We start from the raw sequence: 17,216 nt of genomic DNA, 5'->3' as shown, positions 1-17,216 counted from the left end.
CCGGACACGACCATGAAGATCGCCATCATCTCCCCCAATCCGAACCACCTCCAGGACATGCGCAAGGTCCTCGAGGCGCGCTCCCACCACGTGTCGCTGTTCGAGGGCGGCAAGAGCCGGATGCAGTGGGTCGTCGAGAAGGCGGCCCCAGAGCTCTTGCTGGTCGACGGCATGTGCTGCGATCTTCAGGAGCTCGTGCTGGTGGAGAAGCTCACGATGCAGCACCCGGCGATCGCGGTGGTGCTTCTGTGCGCCATGCAGACGCCGGAGTTCCTGATCCACGCGATGCGCGCGGGCGTGCGCGAGGTACTGCCGTCGCCATCCGACACTGCCGCGCTCGAAGCCGCCGTCGAGCGCATCGGGCTCAAGATGGCCGGCACGCAAGCGCGCGGCCCTGGCCAGGTCGTGGCGTTCATGCCCTGCAAGGGCGGCAGCGGAGCGACCTTTCTCGCGACCAACATCGCGCACCAGCTCTCGCGTGAGCGCTCGGTGCTGCTGATCGACCTGAACCTGCAGTTCGGCGACGCGCTGTCGTACGTCAGCGACCTGCGGCCGAGCTCCACCATGGCGGACGTTGCACGCGACATCGGCCGCCTCGATGCGTCGCTGCTCGCGGCCAGCGTGGTGCGCGTGGCGCCGGGCTTCAGCATCCTGCCTGCACCCGACGACCTTTCGCGTGCGCTGGAGGTGAAGGCCGAGCACATCGATGCGATCCTGCAGGTTGCGTTGCCGATGTATGACTTCGTGCTGTTCGACCTCGGCACGCGCATCGACACGCTCTCGATCCGGGTGCTGGACCGCGCGGACCGCATCTTTCCCGTGCTGCAGCCGAGCCTGCCGCACATCCGCAACGTGACGCGCCTGATGCACGTGTTCAAGTCGCTGGGCTACCCGGCCGGCAAGGTCGAGTTGCTCGTGAACCGTAGCGCCGGTGGCGGGGAAATCGGGTTGTCGGACATGCGCCGCTCGCTGGTTGGCGCGACGCTCACGATCGTGCCGGACGGCGGCAAGGACGTGGATGCGTCCATCAACCGGGGCGTGCCGCTGGCGGAGATGTCGCGCGGCAGCACGCTCGCCAAGCGGCTCGCCGAGATCGCTCACTCGCTCAGTCCGCGGCAGGAGGTGGCGCCCAGCTTCATCGGACGGCTCTTCCGCCGTGCCTGAGCACCACCGGATCATTCTTCTTCAACAGCAAGGCAGGTTCCCATGTCATTCAGAGAACAGCTCAATGCGATCGACGCCGATCCCGCCGCGCGGCCCGAAGGGCACGCAGCCGACCTGACCGCGTCGCCCTTTGCGTCGGATGCCTACAAGTTGCTGAAGGAGCGCATGCACCTGAAGCTGCTGGAGCGCTTCGACCTGGCGGCGCTGGAAACCCTGAAGCCCGAAGTCCTGCGCCAGGAAATCTCGACCATGGTCACGCGGCTGCTGCAAGAGGAGCCCGAGGCGCTCAACGACATCGAGCGGCGCACGCTGATCCGCGACATCCAGCACGAGATGCTCGGCTTCGGGCCGATCGAGCTGCTGATGGCGGACCCGTCCGTCTCGGACATTCTGATCAATTCGCACGAGAAGGTCTACGTGGAGCGCCGGGGCCGGCTGGAGCTGACCAACGTCAGCTTCACTGACGAGAAGCACCTGCTGCGCATCATCGACAAGATCGTCTCGCTGGTGGGGCGGCGCATCGACGAGTCCAGCCCCATGGTTGATGCGAGGCTGCCCGACGGCTCGCGCGTCAATGCGGTCATCGCGCCGGTGGCGCTCGACGGGCCGATGATGTCGATCCGCCGTTTCGCGAAGATCCCGCTGCGCATGGAGAACCTCGTGAACGAGCTCAAGACGCTGACGCCGCCAATGGCGCAGATGCTCGAGGGCCTGGCCCAGGCGAAGGTCAACATGCTCATCTCCGGCGGCACGGGTGCGGGCAAGACCACGCTGCTGAACATCCTGTCAGGCTTCATTCCGCCGACCGAACGCATCATCACCATCGAGGATGCGGCGGAGTTGCAGCTGCAGCAGCCGCACGTGGCGCGCATGGAAACGCGGCCGATGAACATCGAGGGCAAGGGCGAGATCACGCAGCGCGCGCTGGTGCGCAATGCGCTGCGCATGCGGCCCGACCGCATCGTCATCGGCGAGGTGCGCGGCGCCGAGGCCGTCGACATGCTGCAGGCGATGAACACAGGCCACGAGGGCTCGCTCACCACCATCCATGCCAACACGCCGCGCGATGCGCTGGCGCGGCTGGAAAACATGATCGGCATGGCGAATTTGAACCTGCCGCACCGCACCGTGCGCCAGCAGATCGCGTCGGCCATCACGGTGGTCGTGCAGGTGCTGCGGCTGGTCGACGGACGGCGCAAGGTCACCAGCATCCAGGAGATCACCGGCATGGAGGGCGAGGTGGTCACCATGCAGGAGATCTTCACTTTCCACCAGACCGGCATGGGGCCCGATGGCCTGGTGCGCGGTCATTTCCACGCGACTGGTGTCAGGCCGAAATTCGCGGAGCGGCTGCATGCCTACGGCGTGGACCTGCCTGACACCATGTTCGAGCCGGCCAAGCACTACGAATAGGAGACAGCCATGTTCGACAACCTGGGGGGGCACACCCTCATCACCGTCACCGTGCTGGTCTTCGTGACCGTGCTGCTCATGATCGAGGGCCTGTATCTGCTGTGGCGCTCCTACAAGGGGCCGGAGGCGCGCAAGATCGAGAAGCGGCTGCAGGCGTTTTCCGCCGCGGTCGATCGCACGTCGCAGGCGCACCTGGTCAAGGAGCGCATGCTCAGCGAGGTGCCGTGGATGCAGCGCATGCTGCTGAGCCTGCCGCGGGCGCACCGGCTGGACCGCTTCATCCTGCAGGCGGGGCTGGACTGGACGGTTTCCAGCTTCCTGCTGGTATGCGGTGCGCTCGGCGTGCTCGCGTTCTTCGTGACGGCGTCGATGGCACGCCAGCCGATGCTGCTGGCGCTCGCCGCCGGGGTCTGCGCAGCGATGCTTCCGGTGCTCTACCTGCAGCGCCAGCGCAGCCGCCGGCTGGCCCGCATGGAGAGGCAACTTCCGGATGCGCTGGACCTGGTGACGCGCGCACTGCGCGCGGGGCACTCGTTCGCCAGCGGCGTGCAGATGATCGGCGAAGAAATGGCCGACCCCATTGCCAGCGAGTTCCGCATGGTCGCCGACGAGGTGAATTTCGGCGTCTCGCTGCAGCAGGCCCTGACCAACCTCAGCGAGCGCATGCCGCTCACCGACCTGCGCTACTTCGTGGTGGCGGTGCTGATCCAGCGCGACTCCGGCGGCAACCTGACGGAGGTGCTGGGCAACCTGAGCCGGCTCATCCGCGACCGGCTCAAGCTGCTCGCACGGGTGCGGGTGCTTTCGTCGGAAGGGCGGCTGTCGGCCTGGATCCTGGGGCTCATGCCATTTGCCCTGGCGGCGCTCATGAACATCTTCAACCCCGAATTCATGTCGCCGCTGTGGACGGACCCGATCGGGCAGATGGTGATCAAGTACATGCTGGTGCTGATGCTCGTGGGCATCGTGCTCTTGCGCAAGATCGCGAAGATTCGCGTCTGAAGGAGAAGGACCATGACCATGCTGTTTCCCATCCTCGTTTTCCTGGCCGTGTCGCTGGCGATAGTCGGCCTTGCGGTCTGGATGTCTCCGACGCGCACCGAGCAACGCCTGCAGGCGGTGACGCCGTCGGCCGGCAAGTCGGCCTGGGCCGAGACTGCCGTCAAGATCGTCGGCCCCTTCGCGCAGTTGTCTTCGCCCACCAGCGACGCCGCCTTGTCGCCGCTGCGCGTGCGGTTCCTGAATGCCGGCATCCGCTACCCGGACGCCTACCTTGTCTACTTCGGCATGAAGACGCTGCTGCCGCTGGGCTTTGCCGCGCTCGCGTTCCTGGGGATGCGGGCGACGGGAGCAGCGGACGGCACGGAGATGTTGCTGTACCTCGCGGTGGCGGCCCTGGCCGGCTGCTACCTGCCCAACCTGGTGCTGCGCCTGCTTATTCGCGCGCGTCGCCGCGAGATATTCGAGAACTTCCCCGATGCCGCCGACCTGATGCTCGTGTGCGTCGAAGCAGGCCTGGGGCTGGACGCCGGCCTGGCCAAGGTCACAGAGGAAATCCAGGTCAAGAGCGTGGCGCTGGCGCAGGAACTGCACTGGACCAACCTGGAAATGCGCGCCGGCGCTACGCGCGAGAAGTCGCTGCGCAACCTGGCGCTGCGCACGGGCGTGGAAGAGATAGGCACCTTCGCGACCATGCTGACCCAGTCGGACCGGTTCGGCACCAGCATCGGCGAATCGCTGCGCGTGTTCTCCGACGATCTGCGCCACAAGAGGCAGGTTCGTGCAGAAGAACTGGCGGCCAAGGTACCGACCAAGATGCTGCTGCCGCTGGTGCTGTGCATCTTTCCGTGCATCTCGCTGGTCATCCTCACGCCGGCGGCGATCCGGATCATCCGGATGATCATGCCGATGCTGAACGGGTATTGAACCGGGCGCCGCTCCTGGGGCAACCCGGTGCGGCGCGCTGCTTCAGTGCACCGGCGCCGTGTCGAGCTGGTGCTTCACCGCGTAGATGTACAGCTCGAGGCGGTTCGTCACGCCGAGCTTCTGGTAGATCGACGTGAGGTGGTTGCGCAGCGTGTGCTCGGTGACGAAGAGCTTCTCGGCCAGTGCCTTGTTCGAGGCACCGCTGCCGGCCACGACGATGCGGACGATCTCCCGTTCTTTCTGCGTCAGGCTCGCCAGCCTGGCGGCTTCGGGGTCGGCCTTCGGCGGCTTCTTCGTCGAGGTCAGTTCGGAGAACACACGGCCCATGGTTTGCGCATCGACGCAAAGCTCGCCTCTGTAGACGCGCTCGATGGCCTCGAGCACCTGCTGGGCCGGGGCGTCCTTGCGCATCACGCCGCGCGCGCCGTGCAGCACGGCGAGGTCGAGCGTGCGTTGTTCGCGCTCCGCGGTGAGCACGACGACGCGCGACACCTCGTTCGACAACAGCCTGGGCAGGATGTCGATGGCGCAACGGCCGTCGAGATCGAGGTCGAGCACGATGACGTCGGGCGCGAGATCGTCCGAGGTTGCCACTGCGTCGTCGCAACAGCTGGCCGTTCCGACGACCCGCATGCGCGGCTGTTCGCCGTCGATCAGCCTGGACAGGCCCCACAGCATGGTCTGGTGGTCGTCTACGAGCAGGACACCGATGGGATGGGCAACTGGTTGCATGACGGGCTCCTGATTTGTCTTCTGGGTTGTTTTTCTCAGATGGGGATTTCCACCAGCACCGCGGTGCCGCCACTCGCGCACTGGTGCACCTGTGCCCGCCCGCCGAGAGCCGCAGCGCGCTCGGTGATGGAGCGTGGGAGGAACTTCGTGAAGCTCTCTTCACAGGCTTCGTTTTCGATTCGCAACTGCAGGCGCCCGTTCTTGCAGCCGAGGCGGATGCTGCCGTGACGCGCTTGGGTGTGCTTGCAGATGTTGTTCAATCCCTCGCCCACCAACTGCAGGACTTCCGCGGTCATCCGGTCGTCCAGTTGGACCTGGCCGTCGACGGTGATGGCGATCTCGATGCCGTAGAGCCCCTTGATCCGCTCGGCCTGGCGATGCAGATGGGGCAGTACAAGCCCGCAGGGACTGCTCGCGCTGTGCTTGACCGCACCGGCGTAGCGGCGCAGGTCGGCGATCACGCCATCGGCCACGCTTGCGAGCTTGTCGAGATCTTCACTCAGGGGGTTGTCGGCCGCCGCCTTCTTGCGCAGCGCGCACAGGCCCATCCGCAGGCCGATGTACGGCTGCACGGCCGTGTCGTGCAGGTCCAGCGCGAACTTCAGGCGCTCTGTAGCGGCGGCTTCGGAGGCCATGCGGTCGAGCACCTCGATGGTCTCGATGACCGGAAAGATCTGTTCCATGAGGTGCGCCAGGAACAGCGCGTCGGACTTGTTGAACAGTCCGTCACGGGACGACACGAAGACCCGGCCCTCGCCCAGCCGCATCGGCAGCGGGGCGCTGATGAAGGCGCGGGCCTCCAGCATGGCGATCACTGCGGCGCAGCGCTGCGCGCCTTCGTCGTCCTCTATGCGCCAGCCGCTTGCGCCGGCTTCGAAGACATGGCTTTGCGCACACAGCCAGCTCAGGGGCCAGGGCAGGCGGTTGCAGAGCACGGTGTGGTCCGGCGCCAGCGCCATGAGGGGCGATTCGGCGATGCGGCCGATCGTCTCGACGCTGACGTGTTCGCAGGCGTCGTTCTTGCGCAGCGTGCGCAAGATCCAGTTGCCGGTGGATGTGTCCCGCGTCAGGAGGATGCAGTGGCTTGCCCTGAAGAAGGCCAGTGTCTTTTCCATCGTGCGGGCGACGGTGCGGCCGGCCCCGAATCGGGGGTTCGAAAGCTGACAGACATCGCCCAGGAGCGCGAGGCGCCGCTGCAGGCCCAGCTTCGAGCCGCCCCAGTGCACGATCATGTGCCCCAGCGCCAGCAGGAAGGTGGTGCGCATCAGCAGCTGCGGCGAGTCGCCGCCCGTGCTGGTGGCCAGGCCGCAGGCGGCGAACGACGCGACCGACGCGACCGTCACGCGGGCGCCTTCCTCGAAACCCCAGCGGAACGAGGAGGTGAGGATCGCGAAGAAGTAGAAGAGGAAGAAAAGACTCTGGACGCCGTCGGTCACGAAGATGATCAGCGTGAACCACAGCACGTCGGACCAGTGGATGGCCCTGCCCTGGAAATACGGGCGGCCCATTCGCGTGCAGGCGTACACCAGCAGGCTGTGCAGGATATATCCGGAAAAGGCCAGCCAGACGGGAACCTGCAGCCGGTTGTCACCGGCATCGACCGCGACAGCCAGCAGCGCGGAGACCGACAGCACCATCCGCATACGGGCCACCATGAGGGCATCCGCGGCGACGCTTGCGTCGACGTCGGGGGCAGTGGTGCGGGCCAGCATGGAGAAGGGGCCTTGGCGCGAGGTGCGCTACGACAGGCAAGCCATGCGGCGATGGGCATCGAAGTTCGGCGGTGTCATTTTGGAATTCATTCTTCCCACCTGAAAGTGATGTATGTGAAGGTTTCACATTACTACTTTCGTAGTCAAAGACAATTGGGGGTCGATGCATCCGGATGGCTTGTGACGTTTGTTGCATCAAGTAACATTCATCCATTCCCCAGGCTTTTTCGAGCCCTTGTCGAGGGGCCGCCACTCTCAATCGACAAGAAGTGCGTTAGTTGCGGGTACCCGTTCAGTGCGAACAACAGGGCCGCTCGCCGCTCGTTCCAAGGCTGCCATCCGCCGCGCGACCAACGCCGTCTGGCCCAGGGGAGTGACCCGCAGGACGACCGCCTGTTTGAACTTCTGGTGGGTTTGCCGGGCACGGCAGGCCGGAGGAAGTGTGGCCTCCACCATGCCCGCTGCATTCAACACGGCCACGGAGTTGATCTCTGTCGGATCGTCGACGCGCAGGGGGAATACTGAATTGCCGATCTTGCGCAGGTAGTCGAGCGGCATGACAGGCCATTTCTGCCCCTCGGCAGCTGCTACGTGGCCGGTCTGCAGGCTGGCGATCTCCGCGTGTCCTTCGTCCGTGATGGCGAACACCACGGCACTCTCGTACTGTTGATAGCCGAAGTGATCGAAATGAAATTCGGCCTCGATGAGTCCGGTCGCCAGCAGGACAGATGCGTTCCTGATGTCCGGGTCAGCCGTGAGCGTGACCGGAAACTTCTCGTGAAGAAGTCGAAGGAGGAGGGTGAGCGGCATACATGCTCCTATCTGCACCTTCTGTGCGTATCGAGCGGTTCGTCATGAGGTCCGAGGGTCATTCGGGTTTAAATGTGATTTTTTCACTTTAATTATTTTGTTTTACATCAACCGCTCGACCTTGTCGATAGGAGGCACTCCACGGCCGTGAGGCCGTGGATGAAATCTGCTGTGGATAGCGAAAGAAGGGGGCGCCCAGGCAATGCGGGCGCCCCTCAGCCTCGAGTCAAGGCGTGAACGTCACCCGCTGTGCGATCAGCACACCGTCGACCACACGGTCTCCCACGATGGTCACGCGCTGGCCGTTGGCCAAGTTCGCGACGGTGCCGTTCTCGAAGGCTACTCCGCTGCCGCTTGCATCCACGGGCTGGCCGCGGACCCTGAAACTGGCAGGCGACTGGTATGCGCCGATCGCGCCGATCAGCGTGAACGAAGCCGGGCCGCCGGTGCCCGGCGTGTTGCGGATGCGCAGCTTCTTCACCACCAGCACACCGCCCGACATGAAGCCGTCGACCTCGACTTTCACGCCGTTGCCGAGCGAGCCCGCCGGTCCGCCGGTGATCTGCCCATTGGTCGCGTCGACTGGCGTGCCCAGCACCTTGAACGAGCCGCGCGAGGCGAAGTCGGTGATGACGCCCGCCAGCTGGACAGCAATGCCGTCGCTCACCGGGATGGCATACCAGCCCTGCACTGTCGTGGCCGTGAGCACGCCCGCGACTGGCGCGGCGGTACCTCGGGCGCGCACGATGATGCCGTTGGCCAGCGACGATGCGTTCATGCCTGGGAAGGCAGCCGAGCTGAAGTTGATCGTCAGCTGGCCGAGCGTGAAGGTCTTGCGCACGGTGTCCAGGTTCTGCACGGTCCCTGTGACCAGCGGATCGGTCAGGGTGGGGGCGATCTGGATGCGCGTGGCGCGCAGGGCGCCCGGTGCGCTGGGCAGGCCCCACACCTGGACGATGCTGCCCGCGCCGACGTCCGCCAGCCCGTTCGCGTCGGCCCAGACGGTGGCCGAGTCGATGCTCACGAGGGTTCCCATCACGACGAAGCTGCCGGCCGAGGTGTCGATGCCCGATGCCGCGCCGCGCAGTTCGGCGGCCGACTGGACCTGGGTGGCCACGCCGCTGGTGAAATTGGCGTCGACCTTGCCTGCAACGCGCGCACTCATGCCGATCTGCAGCTCGGTGGCGTCTTCGATCATGAAGGTGGCGCTGTCGGTGTCGTAGCGCAGCCCGTTGAGGATGATGCTGCCCAGGCCGTCCGCCGCACCGATGCCGGCGGCGTCGGCAGACACGCCAGTGCCGCCCGAACCTACGCCAGAGCCGTCCGTGTTGCCGTTGCCGGCGGTCGTATCTCCGCCCGCACCGCCCGAGCCCGTGGAACCTGTGCCAGTTCCAGTTCCAGTCCCCGCTCCTGTAGAGGTATCTCCTCCGGTGCCCGTCTGCGTGGTGTCACCCGTGCCGACGCCCAGGCCGCCCACGGAGCCGCTGCCACCGCCTCCACCCCCGCCGCAGGACAGCAGCAGGGCCATGAGGCCGACGGACAAAAGGCCGAGCATGAGCCGGCGGGGTGTCTTCATCGTGTTCATGGCTTGGGCTCGCTTTCTGGTGGGCGGGGCAGCACAGGCGCGCTCTCGTCTTCGTAATAGGTATAGATGCCGACCCTGATACGCCCCTTTGCTCCGGCAGGGGCGCGGTCGACTGCCTGTGTCATTTCCTGCGCCAGCTCGTGGTGCAGGGCTGCCCAGCGTTCCCGGACGAGGCGCTGGATCTGCTCGCATTCCTGCAGCGTGAGCCCGCGCGCGTACACCGCCCGCTCGAGCATTCTGGGCTCCTCGCCCAGAGTGTTGGAGACGGCCGCCAGCAGGTGGTCGCGGCCGTTGTCGCCCAGGAAGGCGAGCATGGACTGGAGATCCTGCACCGGCACGAAGCCGTCGGCCGTGAGTTCGACCACTCCTGCGTCCTCGGTCACCATTTGCAGGCGCACCAGCTCGTCAAGGATGACGCGATGGTGCACGTCGCCGCGGCTGCTCATTCGCGCCACGGCCTCGAAAGAAGGCGCGGCGTTGCCTGCCGTGATGGGCAGGCGCCTGAAAGTGTCATCCTGGGTAAGCATCTGCAACCACAACGTGAAAGTCTTGGCTGCTGCCGACAGCTCGGTGTGGGGCAGGGGGTCGACGGTAGCCCGGACCTTGGCGGTCACCGCCTTGCGGTTCAGGCCGGTCGTGATGGACAACTGGCTCAGGTTGGGCTTGGGCACGCCCTGGCCGCGCCAGCTTCGCTGGGCTTCTTCGATCAGCAGGTCGCGCAGCAATTCCTCGAGGTGGGGGTGCTTGACCCCCATCGCGAGGGCGAGCCTTACCACCGGGCGAAGAATGCGAGCGCAGGCAGCAAGGGCCCAGTCCAACCGGTGTTCCATGGAGGCGTGCGGTATTCCTGAAGGTGCGGTTCAAAAGAGGATCAGCGGCATCGGCCGCCGATCACGACCCACCATTGTCATGTGCAATAGTCACATATGAAAGCTTTGGACTACTGTTCTTTCGACAGACAAGAACAGGACAAATGCCCCTTTCGGTTCCTGCGCGACGTGCGCAAACTGAACCAATGAACCCGAACCCGACCAGAAATTTCGAAAGCTTGCGTGCCGGCCTGCACGTCCTCAGAGCGGACGTCGGCCCAGGCGCAACCTTGACAAAGCTGTGCACCCAGCTGCACCGAACAGGCGTGCTGATCCCGGACCCTTTGACCGGAATATGTCGAACGGTCAGAAAGACATGCGACGCGTATCTGGAATTCGAGCCGGCTCGGCTAAAGGGCGCGGTGCGCCTGGTACGTGCGCCCGCGGAGACCGCGACTCGCTTCTTCTGGCCGGAAGTCCCCGGCTCGAGCGTTCTTTTTCCTGTGAACGGGTTCATTGCCGGTTTCCTTTCCAGCAATGAGTTCATCGTGGATGACCAGATCACGTACTCCGTCTACTCGCTGAAGCCCGCAAATCCGGCGCCCATCGAGAAGATCGTGATCCGGTGCCGCTGTTGCCTGCAGCGGATGTGGGTCCGGCCAGGCCGAAATCTGGTGGTCATGTGCCCGTTCTGCGGAGTCGACACCGATTTGGATCCGTTCTGCTGAGGAGCGCGGCTCTATTCGATGGAGATCTTCGCCTGTGCAACCACGCCCTTCCAGCGCTGCAGGCCGTCCTGGATAACGCGCGTGACCTCCTCAGGACTGCTGGACTTCACCGCATAGCCCAGCTTCGCCAGCCTTGCTGCCAGATCCGCATCGAGTGCCTTCCGAGTCGCGTCGCGCACCACCGAGAGCACGGGCGCCTGCACGGCGGCGGGAGCCAGCAGGCAATACCAGACCTCGTAGTCGACCGACGGGCCGCCGATCTCCCTGAGAGTGGGCACCTCGGGCAGTTGCGTGCTGCGCTGCGCCCCGAACACAGCCAGCCCGCGCAGCTTGCCGGCCGCGATCTGCGTTGCCACCGAAGGCGAGGTGGCGTAGACCATGTCGATCTGCCCGCCCATTGCATCGTTGACCGCAGGCGCCGTGCCCTTGTAGGGCACGTGCAGCGAGCGCAGCGGCGAGATTGTCGAAAGATATTCGCCCACCAGGTGCGGCGAAGTGCCCGCGCCCGGCGTTCCGTAGCTCAGCGACTTCTGCTTCGACAGCGCCACCAGTTCGTCGAAATTCCTTGCCGGAAAGTCAGGCCGCACCGCCATGACCACCTGCGTGGTGCCGATCATGCTGACGGGTGCAAAGTCCTTGAGCGGGTCGTAGCGGACATTGCGGTTCACGCTCGGGTTCGTCGCGAGGTAGTCGTTGGCGAACAGCAGGGTGTAGCCGTCGGCCGGCGCGCGCGCGACGATGTCGGTACCCATGTTGCCGCCGCTGCCCGGGCGGTTGTCGACGATCACCGTCTGCCCGAGCAGCTTGCCAAGCCGGTCCGCGAACGGTCGGGCGATGGTGTCGAAGCCACCGCCCGGCGGGAACGGAACGACCAGCGAGATCGGGCGCGTGGGGAAGTCCTGGGCTCGGGCATGGAGCAGCGGTGCGCCCATCAATGCAGCGCCGAGGCCGAGCACGGTACGGCGGCGGCTGTCGAAATGACGATGCCCCATGTCAGAGCCTCGGCAACTCGATCTGCAGAAGCTGGCTCCCGGTGACAGCCGTCATCGTGCCCAGAGCGTCGCCGGTGTACAGCGAAGAGTGCGCCTCCCAGTCGCGGTCGCCGGCGCCGCCGGCCGTACCTTGTCCTTCCAGCACGAATACGATGGTGTTCGGCGGTATCCCGACCTCGCTGCCCACCGCAAGCGAGATCTGCGACAGCGTGGTCTGCGCCTCGGAGAAGGTGCCCAGGTGCTTGCGCGACACGCCGGGGCGGGCTTCGTCGCTCACCCAGCCGGCGGTGGAAGGGCGCATGAAGACCGGCTTGTCGTACCGGCTCTCGGGGTAGCGTAGCTCGCGGCCGTTCACGTGCTCCCACACGGCCTCGTAGGCGTCCTGGTTGCGCGTGCCGCCCTCGGGCTTGTCGACCTTGTAGACCCCCGCTTCGAAGCGGCCGGTTTCCTTCAGCTCGCCGATGCCCTGCTGGAAGGCTTCTTCCGAAAGGTAGCCGCTGCGGCTCGCCCCCCCGAACTGCAGCACCAGCGTGAGCGATTCGCCCGAGATGCTCTGCGGGCCGTAGAACACGCCCTCGGGAAAGTAGCCGACCATTCCCGGTTTCATGACGCCGTCGCGGGAGAAGTCGGCGTCACCTTCGAGCTGTACGCGCACCTGGTCGAAGTTGTGGCGATGGCGCGGCGAGTCGAAGTCGTTGAAGGTGTTGGAGAGCTGCAGGAAGAAATTGCCCGGCGTTCCGTCCTTGCCCGACAGGAGCGGGTAGTAGCGAAAACGTCCGCCGCGGGCATGGACGCGCTCGATCATCGAGAGATCGCGCAGGTTCAGAATCTGTTGCATGGCACTGCTTGTCTCTGTCTGTTGGAATGGCTCGCATGCTGGCGCAGTCCCCGCCGTCTGCCCAGCGACATTTATGCACAGCGGCGTTGCCGTTACGGCAACTTCCCCTCTCCACCATGAAACCTAGACGCCCCCTGCTGGACCACCTGAACCTGGCGACCCTGAGGCTCATTACCGCCATCGAGCGCGAGGGCAGCCTCTCGCGTGCCGCCGCAACGCTGCACATCGTGCCTTCGGCCGCGAGCCGCCGCATCACGCAGCTCGAGACTCCCGTGCTGAGCCGCACGGCCCGGGGTGCGGTGCTGACCGCGGCGGGCCTGTCGATCGCACGCTGCGCACACACGCTGATGGACAGTGTCGAGGCCCTCGACGACGAGTTGCAGAATCTCCAGGCCGGCGTCACCGGCCGTATCCGGCTCGTTGCCTCGATCTCGGCCATCGTCCAGCACCTGCCGCAGGATCTCTCGCTGTTCCTGGGCGAGCACCCGGGCATCAAGGTCGAGCTGGCCGAGCACACGAGCGCGGAAATCGTCGAACTGCTGATGCAGCAGCGTGCCGACGTCGGGGTCTTCGTCGCGGAAGGGGAGATCCCCGGCCTCGCGCTGCACCCCTACCGCGCGGAGCGGCTCGTCGTGATCCTGCCCGCGAGCCACCGGTTCGCGAAGCGCAAGCGCCTTCGCTTCGAGCAACTGCTCGAAGAAGAATGGGTGGAGCTCCCGCCCGGCACCGCGCTGGCGACCCGCGTGGCCAAGGAGGCCCTGAAGCACGGTGTTCGGCTGCGCACGCGCATCCAGGTCAAGGGCATGGATTCGGCAAGCCGCATGGTGCAGTGCGGGCTGGGCATCGGGCTGCTGCCGCAAGCCAGCCTGGAGCAGCAGGCGCAGTTTCGCAACCTCGCCTTCGTGCCGCTCGACGAACCCTGGGCAAATCGCGTGAGCTACCTGGCCGTGCCTGCGCTCACCGAGCCCACGCCGGCAAGTCGCATGCTGCTGCAGGCGCTGACGCATCTCTGATTCATGCCGCCGCCTGAGGTCCGATGAAGAACTCGACCGCCCGCGCTACCACCCACGGCACGATGACATGGTCGCCGTCGAAGGGCTGCAGCGTCAGGTCGTGTCCGCTCTCCAGCAGCCGCCGCGCATGCGGGTGCGCGCTGGTCTCGATCGGCAACTGGCTGTCCGAGCGGCCGTGCGCCAGGAACACGCGCGGCTTCCCCGTCTGCGTGAACGCGTTCATGAAGCCCGCCGACAGCCCGATCACATGGCTGGCCACATCGCCGTTGGTCAGGCCGAGCGACAGGGCATAGCTGCCGCCATCGGAAAAACCGGCGAACGCCAGGCGCTCGGGGTCGATGCGGAAATGCGCGGCTACCGTCGACAACGCGCCGTCGAGCCGTTCAAGGTCGGGGCCATGCCCGCCGACCACGATGTCCCACGTCGGGTACATCGACTGCGGGGCCAGCAGAAGAAAGCGCCGCGCACGCGCATGGGCCACCAGATGCGGCAGCACCCGGTTGGCCTCGCCGCCCGCGCCGTGGAACATCACCAGCAGCGGCAGCGGTGCATCGGCGGGCAGCCCCTGGGGCACCACCAGCACGGCTTCGCGCCCTTCGGCGAACGAGAGGCCGTGGCGTCCGGGTGGCAGCGGAGCGGCCACGGGCACAGCGCCCGGGCGAAAGCTCATGCGACCAGTCAGCGCGCCGCCCAGCAGGCTGGCGTCGATCATTCGATCGCTCCCATCTGCGGCGACACCGGCGACGAGGCACAGGCGATGCCGCGAAATACCGCGCATTGCGCGAAAGACTGCGTCGACAGCGGCAGCTCCTTGCGGCGGCAGTACTTGCTGGTGAGCTTGAGCAGTTCCTTGATGTCGCGGCCGCTGGCGCCGGCATATTCGACCACCAGCCTGTCGATCACCGTGCCCGGAAGCTCGACGCCCAGTTGGGTCGACAGCGTGGACCAGAGCCGACGCGCGTCGTCGGGGCCCGGTGACTGGTAGTCGATCACCGCGATGCAGCGCGACAGGATGGCCTCGTCGATGTCGCCGACCCGGTTGGTGGTCATGAACAGCAGGCCGCTGAAATACTCGAGCGTGCGCAGGAACTCGGCCACGATGGCGTTGTGCTGCAGGTCGTTGTCGCGCCGGCGGATGTACACGTCGGCCTCGTCCAGCAGCAGCACGCAGTCCCAGCGCGCGGCGCGCTGAAGGATCTTCGTCAGGCTGGCCTCCACCGAGCTGGCCGTCACGCCGAGCTGGCCCGAATGCACGCGGTACAGCGGCTTGCCGACCACTTCCGCATAGACCTCGGCGGTGAGCGTCTTGCCCAGGCCCGGCGCGCCCTTGCACAGAATGGTGGTGCCGCCCGACTTGCCGGGCACCACGTCTTCCACGAGGAAGCAGCGGTCGGCCGTGAGGATGTCGATCAGGTCGCGATGCGCCTGCGGCAGCACCAGCCGCTCGCGCAGGCCGGGCTGGTATTTGTATTCCAGCACGTGCTGCGCATGCACCCAGATGTTGCGGTGCCAGTCGAGGTGGAACAGGTGCAGGTAGCAGTGTTGAGGAATGCGGTCGAAGCCCTTGTCGACACCACTCTCGCGCCAGTAGTGCGGATCGGCGGCCAGATCGAAGCGGCGCTGCAGCAGTTCCTCGTCGTTCACGCAGCGCGCCACGGCGCCTTCGGGCAGCCGGTGGCACGCCATGCCTGCCCGGGGGCCTTCGCCGGCCGTCCAGGCGCTGCCGTCGATGGTGAACTGGGCACCGAACTGCGGCTGCAGCTTCGTGAAGCACGCTACCTGCTTGTCGTACTCGCGCTTGAACTCGGCACATTCCTTGTGAAAGCCGTGATCGGCAAAGAGGCCGGCCAGCGTGCGGCCGGGCAGGTCTTCGGCGTAGAAGCTCAGGCCCCAGGTCATGCCCGCGAAGCGCAACCGCGGTTCGGAGGGCGGCTCGCGGCCGGCGGCCTGCAGCGTGTTGGCCAGCAGGCCCACCAGCACGTAGGCCTCGTTGTCCGCCGGCTGCACAAGGCGCACTGCATGGACCAGCCAGGGCAACAGTACGCCGTCCTTGCCGCGCTGGTAGAGCCAGCCATCGATCAGGTCACGCGCGAGCCACTCGGTCAGCGCCGGGACCATCGACTCCAGGCTGGAGATGGGCTGCGCGGGCGGTTCGCCATTGAGGTTGTCCAGCGCAAGCAGCTGGAACACCAGGTCACGCGAGCCGGCGGCCAGGCCCAGCTGGAAGAGCAGGTTGAGCGAGTGCCCGTCGAAATGCTGGCTGGACACGATGCGCACACCGCTTCCGGCGCCAAGCCCACCCAGTTGAAGGCCAAGCGGCGTTTGCGCGCCGACCTGACCCTGCAGCGCAGCGGCCAGCATCTCCGGTATCTCGAGTTCCACGGTGTCTCCTCGTGTCGCCTTCGATGCTAGCCACGAGGTTGGGCCTGGCGCTTGACCTGGGTCAAGACTTGGGGGCAGGGCGCTAGGAGTCGTTTGCCTGCGCAAGCAGCCATTGCCTGAAGACCTGCAGCGACTGCATCTGCGCCGACTCTTCCGGATACACGAGGTAGTAGCCCTTGGCATAGCGCCATTTGCGGCGCGACAGCCGCCGCAGGCGCCCCGATGCCACCGACTCGTCGCTCATGTAGGGCGGCAGCAGTGCTACGCCCATGCCGGCCAGCGAGGCGTTCAGGGCCATCGACATGATGTCGTAGCGCGGCCCTTCGCGTCCTGCCTCGCCCACGATGCCTTCGCGTGCGAACCATTCGTCCCACGCGCCGGGCAGGGTCTGGTGGTGGATCAACGCCGAGCGCGGCGTGTTCGCATCGACCGCCTTGCCGTGCGCGGCGATCCAGGCCGGTGCCGCGTAGGGCGAGAGGTCCAGCGGCAGCACGAACTCGCTGCGCAGGCCGGGCCGCTGGCCGTCGCCGAACTCCAGCGAGGCATCGACCGGCGTGGCGCTGAAGTCCACCGGCCCCACGCGCGTGCCCAGGTTGAGCGTGATCTCGCCATGGTCGCGCGTGAAACCGGGCAGGCGCGGAATCAGCCAGTAGCTGCCGACCGAGGCGCCAACCGACAGCGACAGCTCGCCTCCGCGGCCCTTGAGCGCCATCACATTGGCGGTGGCGCGCTCCAGCCGCTGCAACAGCGGCCCGACTTCGCCCAGGTAGTAGCGGCCCGCGTCCGTCAGCGCCAGGGCCTCGCGCCGGCGCGTGAAGAGCCTGACGCCGAGCCGGTCTTCCAGTGTCTGCACCTGCCGGCTCACCGCGCCTTGCGTGAGGCGGAGCTCCTGCGCGGCAGCGGTGAAGGAGCGCAGCCGCGCGCTGGCCTCCAGGCACATCAGGGACATCGTCGAAGGAGCGCGAACGTGATGGTTCATGAGAAAAGAACAAGTCTGGTGCATGCACCCGATGAGGTTGCCTATGCGCACCGGCCTCGTGCATGAGGAAAGCTCATGCTAAACCCAGGAAACATGGCTTGTCCAACCCGGTTGGCGGGCAGATCATCCGCTC

General features: G+C 66.1%; 16 protein-coding genes. 6 read left to right on the top strand and 10 right to left on the bottom strand.

Annotation, left to right across the window (positions count from 1 at the left end; all coding sequences use genetic code 11):
- Window positions 1–12: 12 nt before the first annotated feature.
- The 4 genes from ACSFBF_RS03745 to ACSFBF_RS03730 are packed head-to-tail and all read left to right on the top strand — an operon-like array spanning window position 13 to window position 4,503.
- Window positions 13–1,164 (top strand): CpaE/TadZ family protein, encoded by a 1,152-nt coding sequence (locus ACSFBF_RS03745; protein WP_435464985.1) that lies wholly within the window; start codon window positions 13–15, stop codon window positions 1,162–1,164.
- Window positions 1,165–1,206: 42 nt separating this feature from the next.
- Window positions 1,207–2,577, top strand: coding sequence for a TadA family conjugal transfer-associated ATPase (locus ACSFBF_RS03740; RefSeq protein WP_435464984.1), 1,371 nt, complete (start codon window positions 1,207–1,209; stop codon window positions 2,575–2,577).
- A 9-nt stretch (window positions 2,578–2,586) separates the two neighbouring features.
- On the top strand, window positions 2,587–3,579 hold the full coding sequence (locus ACSFBF_RS03735; RefSeq protein ID WP_435464983.1) for a type II secretion system F family protein: 993 nt from the start codon (window positions 2,587–2,589) through the stop codon (window positions 3,577–3,579).
- A gap of 12 nt (window positions 3,580–3,591) precedes the next feature.
- Window positions 3,592–4,503 (top strand): type II secretion system F family protein, encoded by a 912-nt coding sequence (locus ACSFBF_RS03730; RefSeq protein ID WP_435464982.1) that lies wholly within the window; start codon window positions 3,592–3,594, stop codon window positions 4,501–4,503.
- 42 nt (window positions 4,504–4,545) lie between these two features.
- Here the strand turns inward: ACSFBF_RS03730 and ACSFBF_RS03725 are convergent, their stop codons facing one another.
- From ACSFBF_RS03725 to ACSFBF_RS03705, 5 genes are all read right to left on the bottom strand, one after another.
- Window positions 4,546–5,235, bottom strand: coding sequence for a LuxR C-terminal-related transcriptional regulator (locus ACSFBF_RS03725; RefSeq protein WP_435464981.1), 690 nt, complete (start codon window positions 5,233–5,235; stop codon window positions 4,546–4,548).
- 35 nt (window positions 5,236–5,270) lie between these two features.
- Entirely contained in the window at window positions 5,271–6,947 is a 1,677-nt protein-coding gene (locus ACSFBF_RS03720; protein ID WP_435464980.1) for a sensor histidine kinase, read from the bottom strand.
- Between the two features lie 255 nt (window positions 6,948–7,202).
- Entirely contained in the window at window positions 7,203–7,757 is a 555-nt protein-coding gene (locus ACSFBF_RS03715) for a hypothetical protein (RefSeq protein WP_435464979.1), read from the bottom strand.
- A gap of 226 nt (window positions 7,758–7,983) precedes the next feature.
- Window positions 7,984–9,333 carry a DUF5666 domain-containing protein gene (locus ACSFBF_RS03710; RefSeq protein WP_435464978.1) on the bottom strand — a complete coding sequence of 450 codons (1,350 nt, stop codon included), beginning with the start codon at window positions 9,331–9,333 and terminating at the stop codon, window positions 7,984–7,986.
- Between the two features lie 5 nt (window positions 9,334–9,338).
- Window positions 9,339–10,172 carry a DUF6502 family protein gene (locus ACSFBF_RS03705; protein ID WP_435464977.1) on the bottom strand — a complete coding sequence of 278 codons (834 nt, stop codon included), beginning with the start codon at window positions 10,170–10,172 and terminating at the stop codon, window positions 9,339–9,341.
- A gap of 185 nt (window positions 10,173–10,357) precedes the next feature.
- On the opposite strand from ACSFBF_RS03705, the gene ACSFBF_RS03700 reads away from it, so the two are divergent.
- Window positions 10,358–10,879 carry a hypothetical protein gene (locus tag ACSFBF_RS03700; RefSeq protein ID WP_435464976.1) on the top strand — a complete coding sequence of 174 codons (522 nt, stop codon included), beginning with the start codon at window positions 10,358–10,360 and terminating at the stop codon, window positions 10,877–10,879.
- Between the two features lie 11 nt (window positions 10,880–10,890).
- Here ACSFBF_RS03700 and ACSFBF_RS03695 read toward each other — a convergent pair whose 3' ends face one another.
- Entirely contained in the window at window positions 10,891–11,871 is a 981-nt protein-coding gene (locus ACSFBF_RS03695) for a Bug family tripartite tricarboxylate transporter substrate binding protein (RefSeq protein WP_435464975.1), read from the bottom strand.
- Between the two features lies 1 nt (window position 11,872).
- Complete coding sequence (locus ACSFBF_RS03690; protein ID WP_435464974.1) at window positions 11,873–12,709, bottom strand: hypothetical protein; 837 nt, start codon at window positions 12,707–12,709, stop codon at window positions 11,873–11,875.
- A 116-nt stretch (window positions 12,710–12,825) separates the two neighbouring features.
- On the opposite strand from ACSFBF_RS03690, the gene ACSFBF_RS03685 reads away from it, so the two are divergent.
- Window positions 12,826–13,722, top strand: a complete 897-nt coding sequence (locus tag ACSFBF_RS03685; protein WP_435464973.1) for a LysR family transcriptional regulator — start codon at window positions 12,826–12,828, stop codon at window positions 13,720–13,722.
- Between the two features lies 1 nt (window position 13,723).
- Here the strand turns inward: ACSFBF_RS03685 and ACSFBF_RS03680 are convergent, their stop codons facing one another.
- From ACSFBF_RS03680 to ACSFBF_RS03670, 3 genes are all read right to left on the bottom strand, one after another.
- Window positions 13,724–14,434: an alpha/beta hydrolase gene (locus ACSFBF_RS03680; RefSeq protein WP_435464972.1), complete on the bottom strand. Its 711-nt coding sequence runs from the start codon at window positions 14,432–14,434 to the stop codon at window positions 13,724–13,726.
- The gene (locus ACSFBF_RS03675; protein ID WP_435464971.1) at window positions 14,431–16,104 is read right to left on the bottom strand and encodes an AAA family ATPase; all 1,674 of its coding nucleotides are present in this window, start codon (window positions 16,102–16,104) and stop codon (window positions 14,431–14,433) included. Before ACSFBF_RS03675 ends, ACSFBF_RS03680 begins: the two co-directional genes overlap by 4 nt.
- Before the next feature lie 82 nt (window positions 16,105–16,186).
- Window positions 16,187–17,083, bottom strand: coding sequence for a LysR substrate-binding domain-containing protein (locus ACSFBF_RS03670; protein ID WP_435464970.1), 897 nt, complete (start codon window positions 17,081–17,083; stop codon window positions 16,187–16,189).
- Window positions 17,084–17,216 lie beyond the last annotated feature (133 nt).

Source organism: Variovorax nivicola, from assembly GCF_051216475.1.
Lineage (GTDB): Bacteria > Pseudomonadota > Gammaproteobacteria > Burkholderiales > Burkholderiaceae_C > Variovorax.
The sequence above is the reverse complement of the archived record's forward strand: the minus strand, read 5'-3'. Positions and strand labels throughout refer to the sequence as shown.

Coding starts and splice junctions, on each gene's coding strand:
- ACSFBF_RS03745 (WP_435464985.1), top strand. CDS start 13: ATGAAGATCGCCATCATCTCCCCCAATCCGAACCACCTCCAGGACATG.
- ACSFBF_RS03740 (WP_435464984.1), top strand. CDS start 1,207: ATGTCATTCAGAGAACAGCTCAATGCGATCGACGCCGATCCCGCCGCG.
- ACSFBF_RS03735 (WP_435464983.1), top strand. CDS start 2,587: ATGTTCGACAACCTGGGGGGGCACACCCTCATCACCGTCACCGTGCTG.
- ACSFBF_RS03730 (WP_435464982.1), top strand. CDS start 3,592: ATGACCATGCTGTTTCCCATCCTCGTTTTCCTGGCCGTGTCGCTGGCG.
- ACSFBF_RS03725 (WP_435464981.1), bottom strand. CDS start 5,235: ATGCAACCAGTTGCCCATCCCATCGGTGTCCTGCTCGTAGACGACCAC.
- ACSFBF_RS03720 (WP_435464980.1), bottom strand. CDS start 6,947: ATGCTGGCCCGCACCACTGCCCCCGACGTCGACGCAAGCGTCGCCGCG.
- ACSFBF_RS03715 (WP_435464979.1), bottom strand. CDS start 7,757: ATGCCGCTCACCCTCCTCCTTCGACTTCTTCACGAGAAGTTTCCGGTC.
- ACSFBF_RS03710 (WP_435464978.1), bottom strand. CDS start 9,333: ATGAAGACACCCCGCCGGCTCATGCTCGGCCTTTTGTCCGTCGGCCTC.
- ACSFBF_RS03705 (WP_435464977.1), bottom strand. CDS start 10,172: ATGGAACACCGGTTGGACTGGGCCCTTGCTGCCTGCGCTCGCATTCTT.
- ACSFBF_RS03700 (WP_435464976.1), top strand. CDS start 10,358: ATGAACCCGAACCCGACCAGAAATTTCGAAAGCTTGCGTGCCGGCCTG.
- ACSFBF_RS03695 (WP_435464975.1), bottom strand. CDS start 11,871: ATGGGGCATCGTCATTTCGACAGCCGCCGCCGTACCGTGCTCGGCCTC.
- ACSFBF_RS03690 (WP_435464974.1), bottom strand. CDS start 12,709: ATGCAACAGATTCTGAACCTGCGCGATCTCTCGATGATCGAGCGCGTC.
- ACSFBF_RS03685 (WP_435464973.1), top strand. CDS start 12,826: ATGAAACCTAGACGCCCCCTGCTGGACCACCTGAACCTGGCGACCCTG.
- ACSFBF_RS03680 (WP_435464972.1), bottom strand. CDS start 14,434: ATGATCGACGCCAGCCTGCTGGGCGGCGCGCTGACTGGTCGCATGAGC.
- ACSFBF_RS03670 (WP_435464970.1), bottom strand. CDS start 17,083: ATGAACCATCACGTTCGCGCTCCTTCGACGATGTCCCTGATGTGCCTG.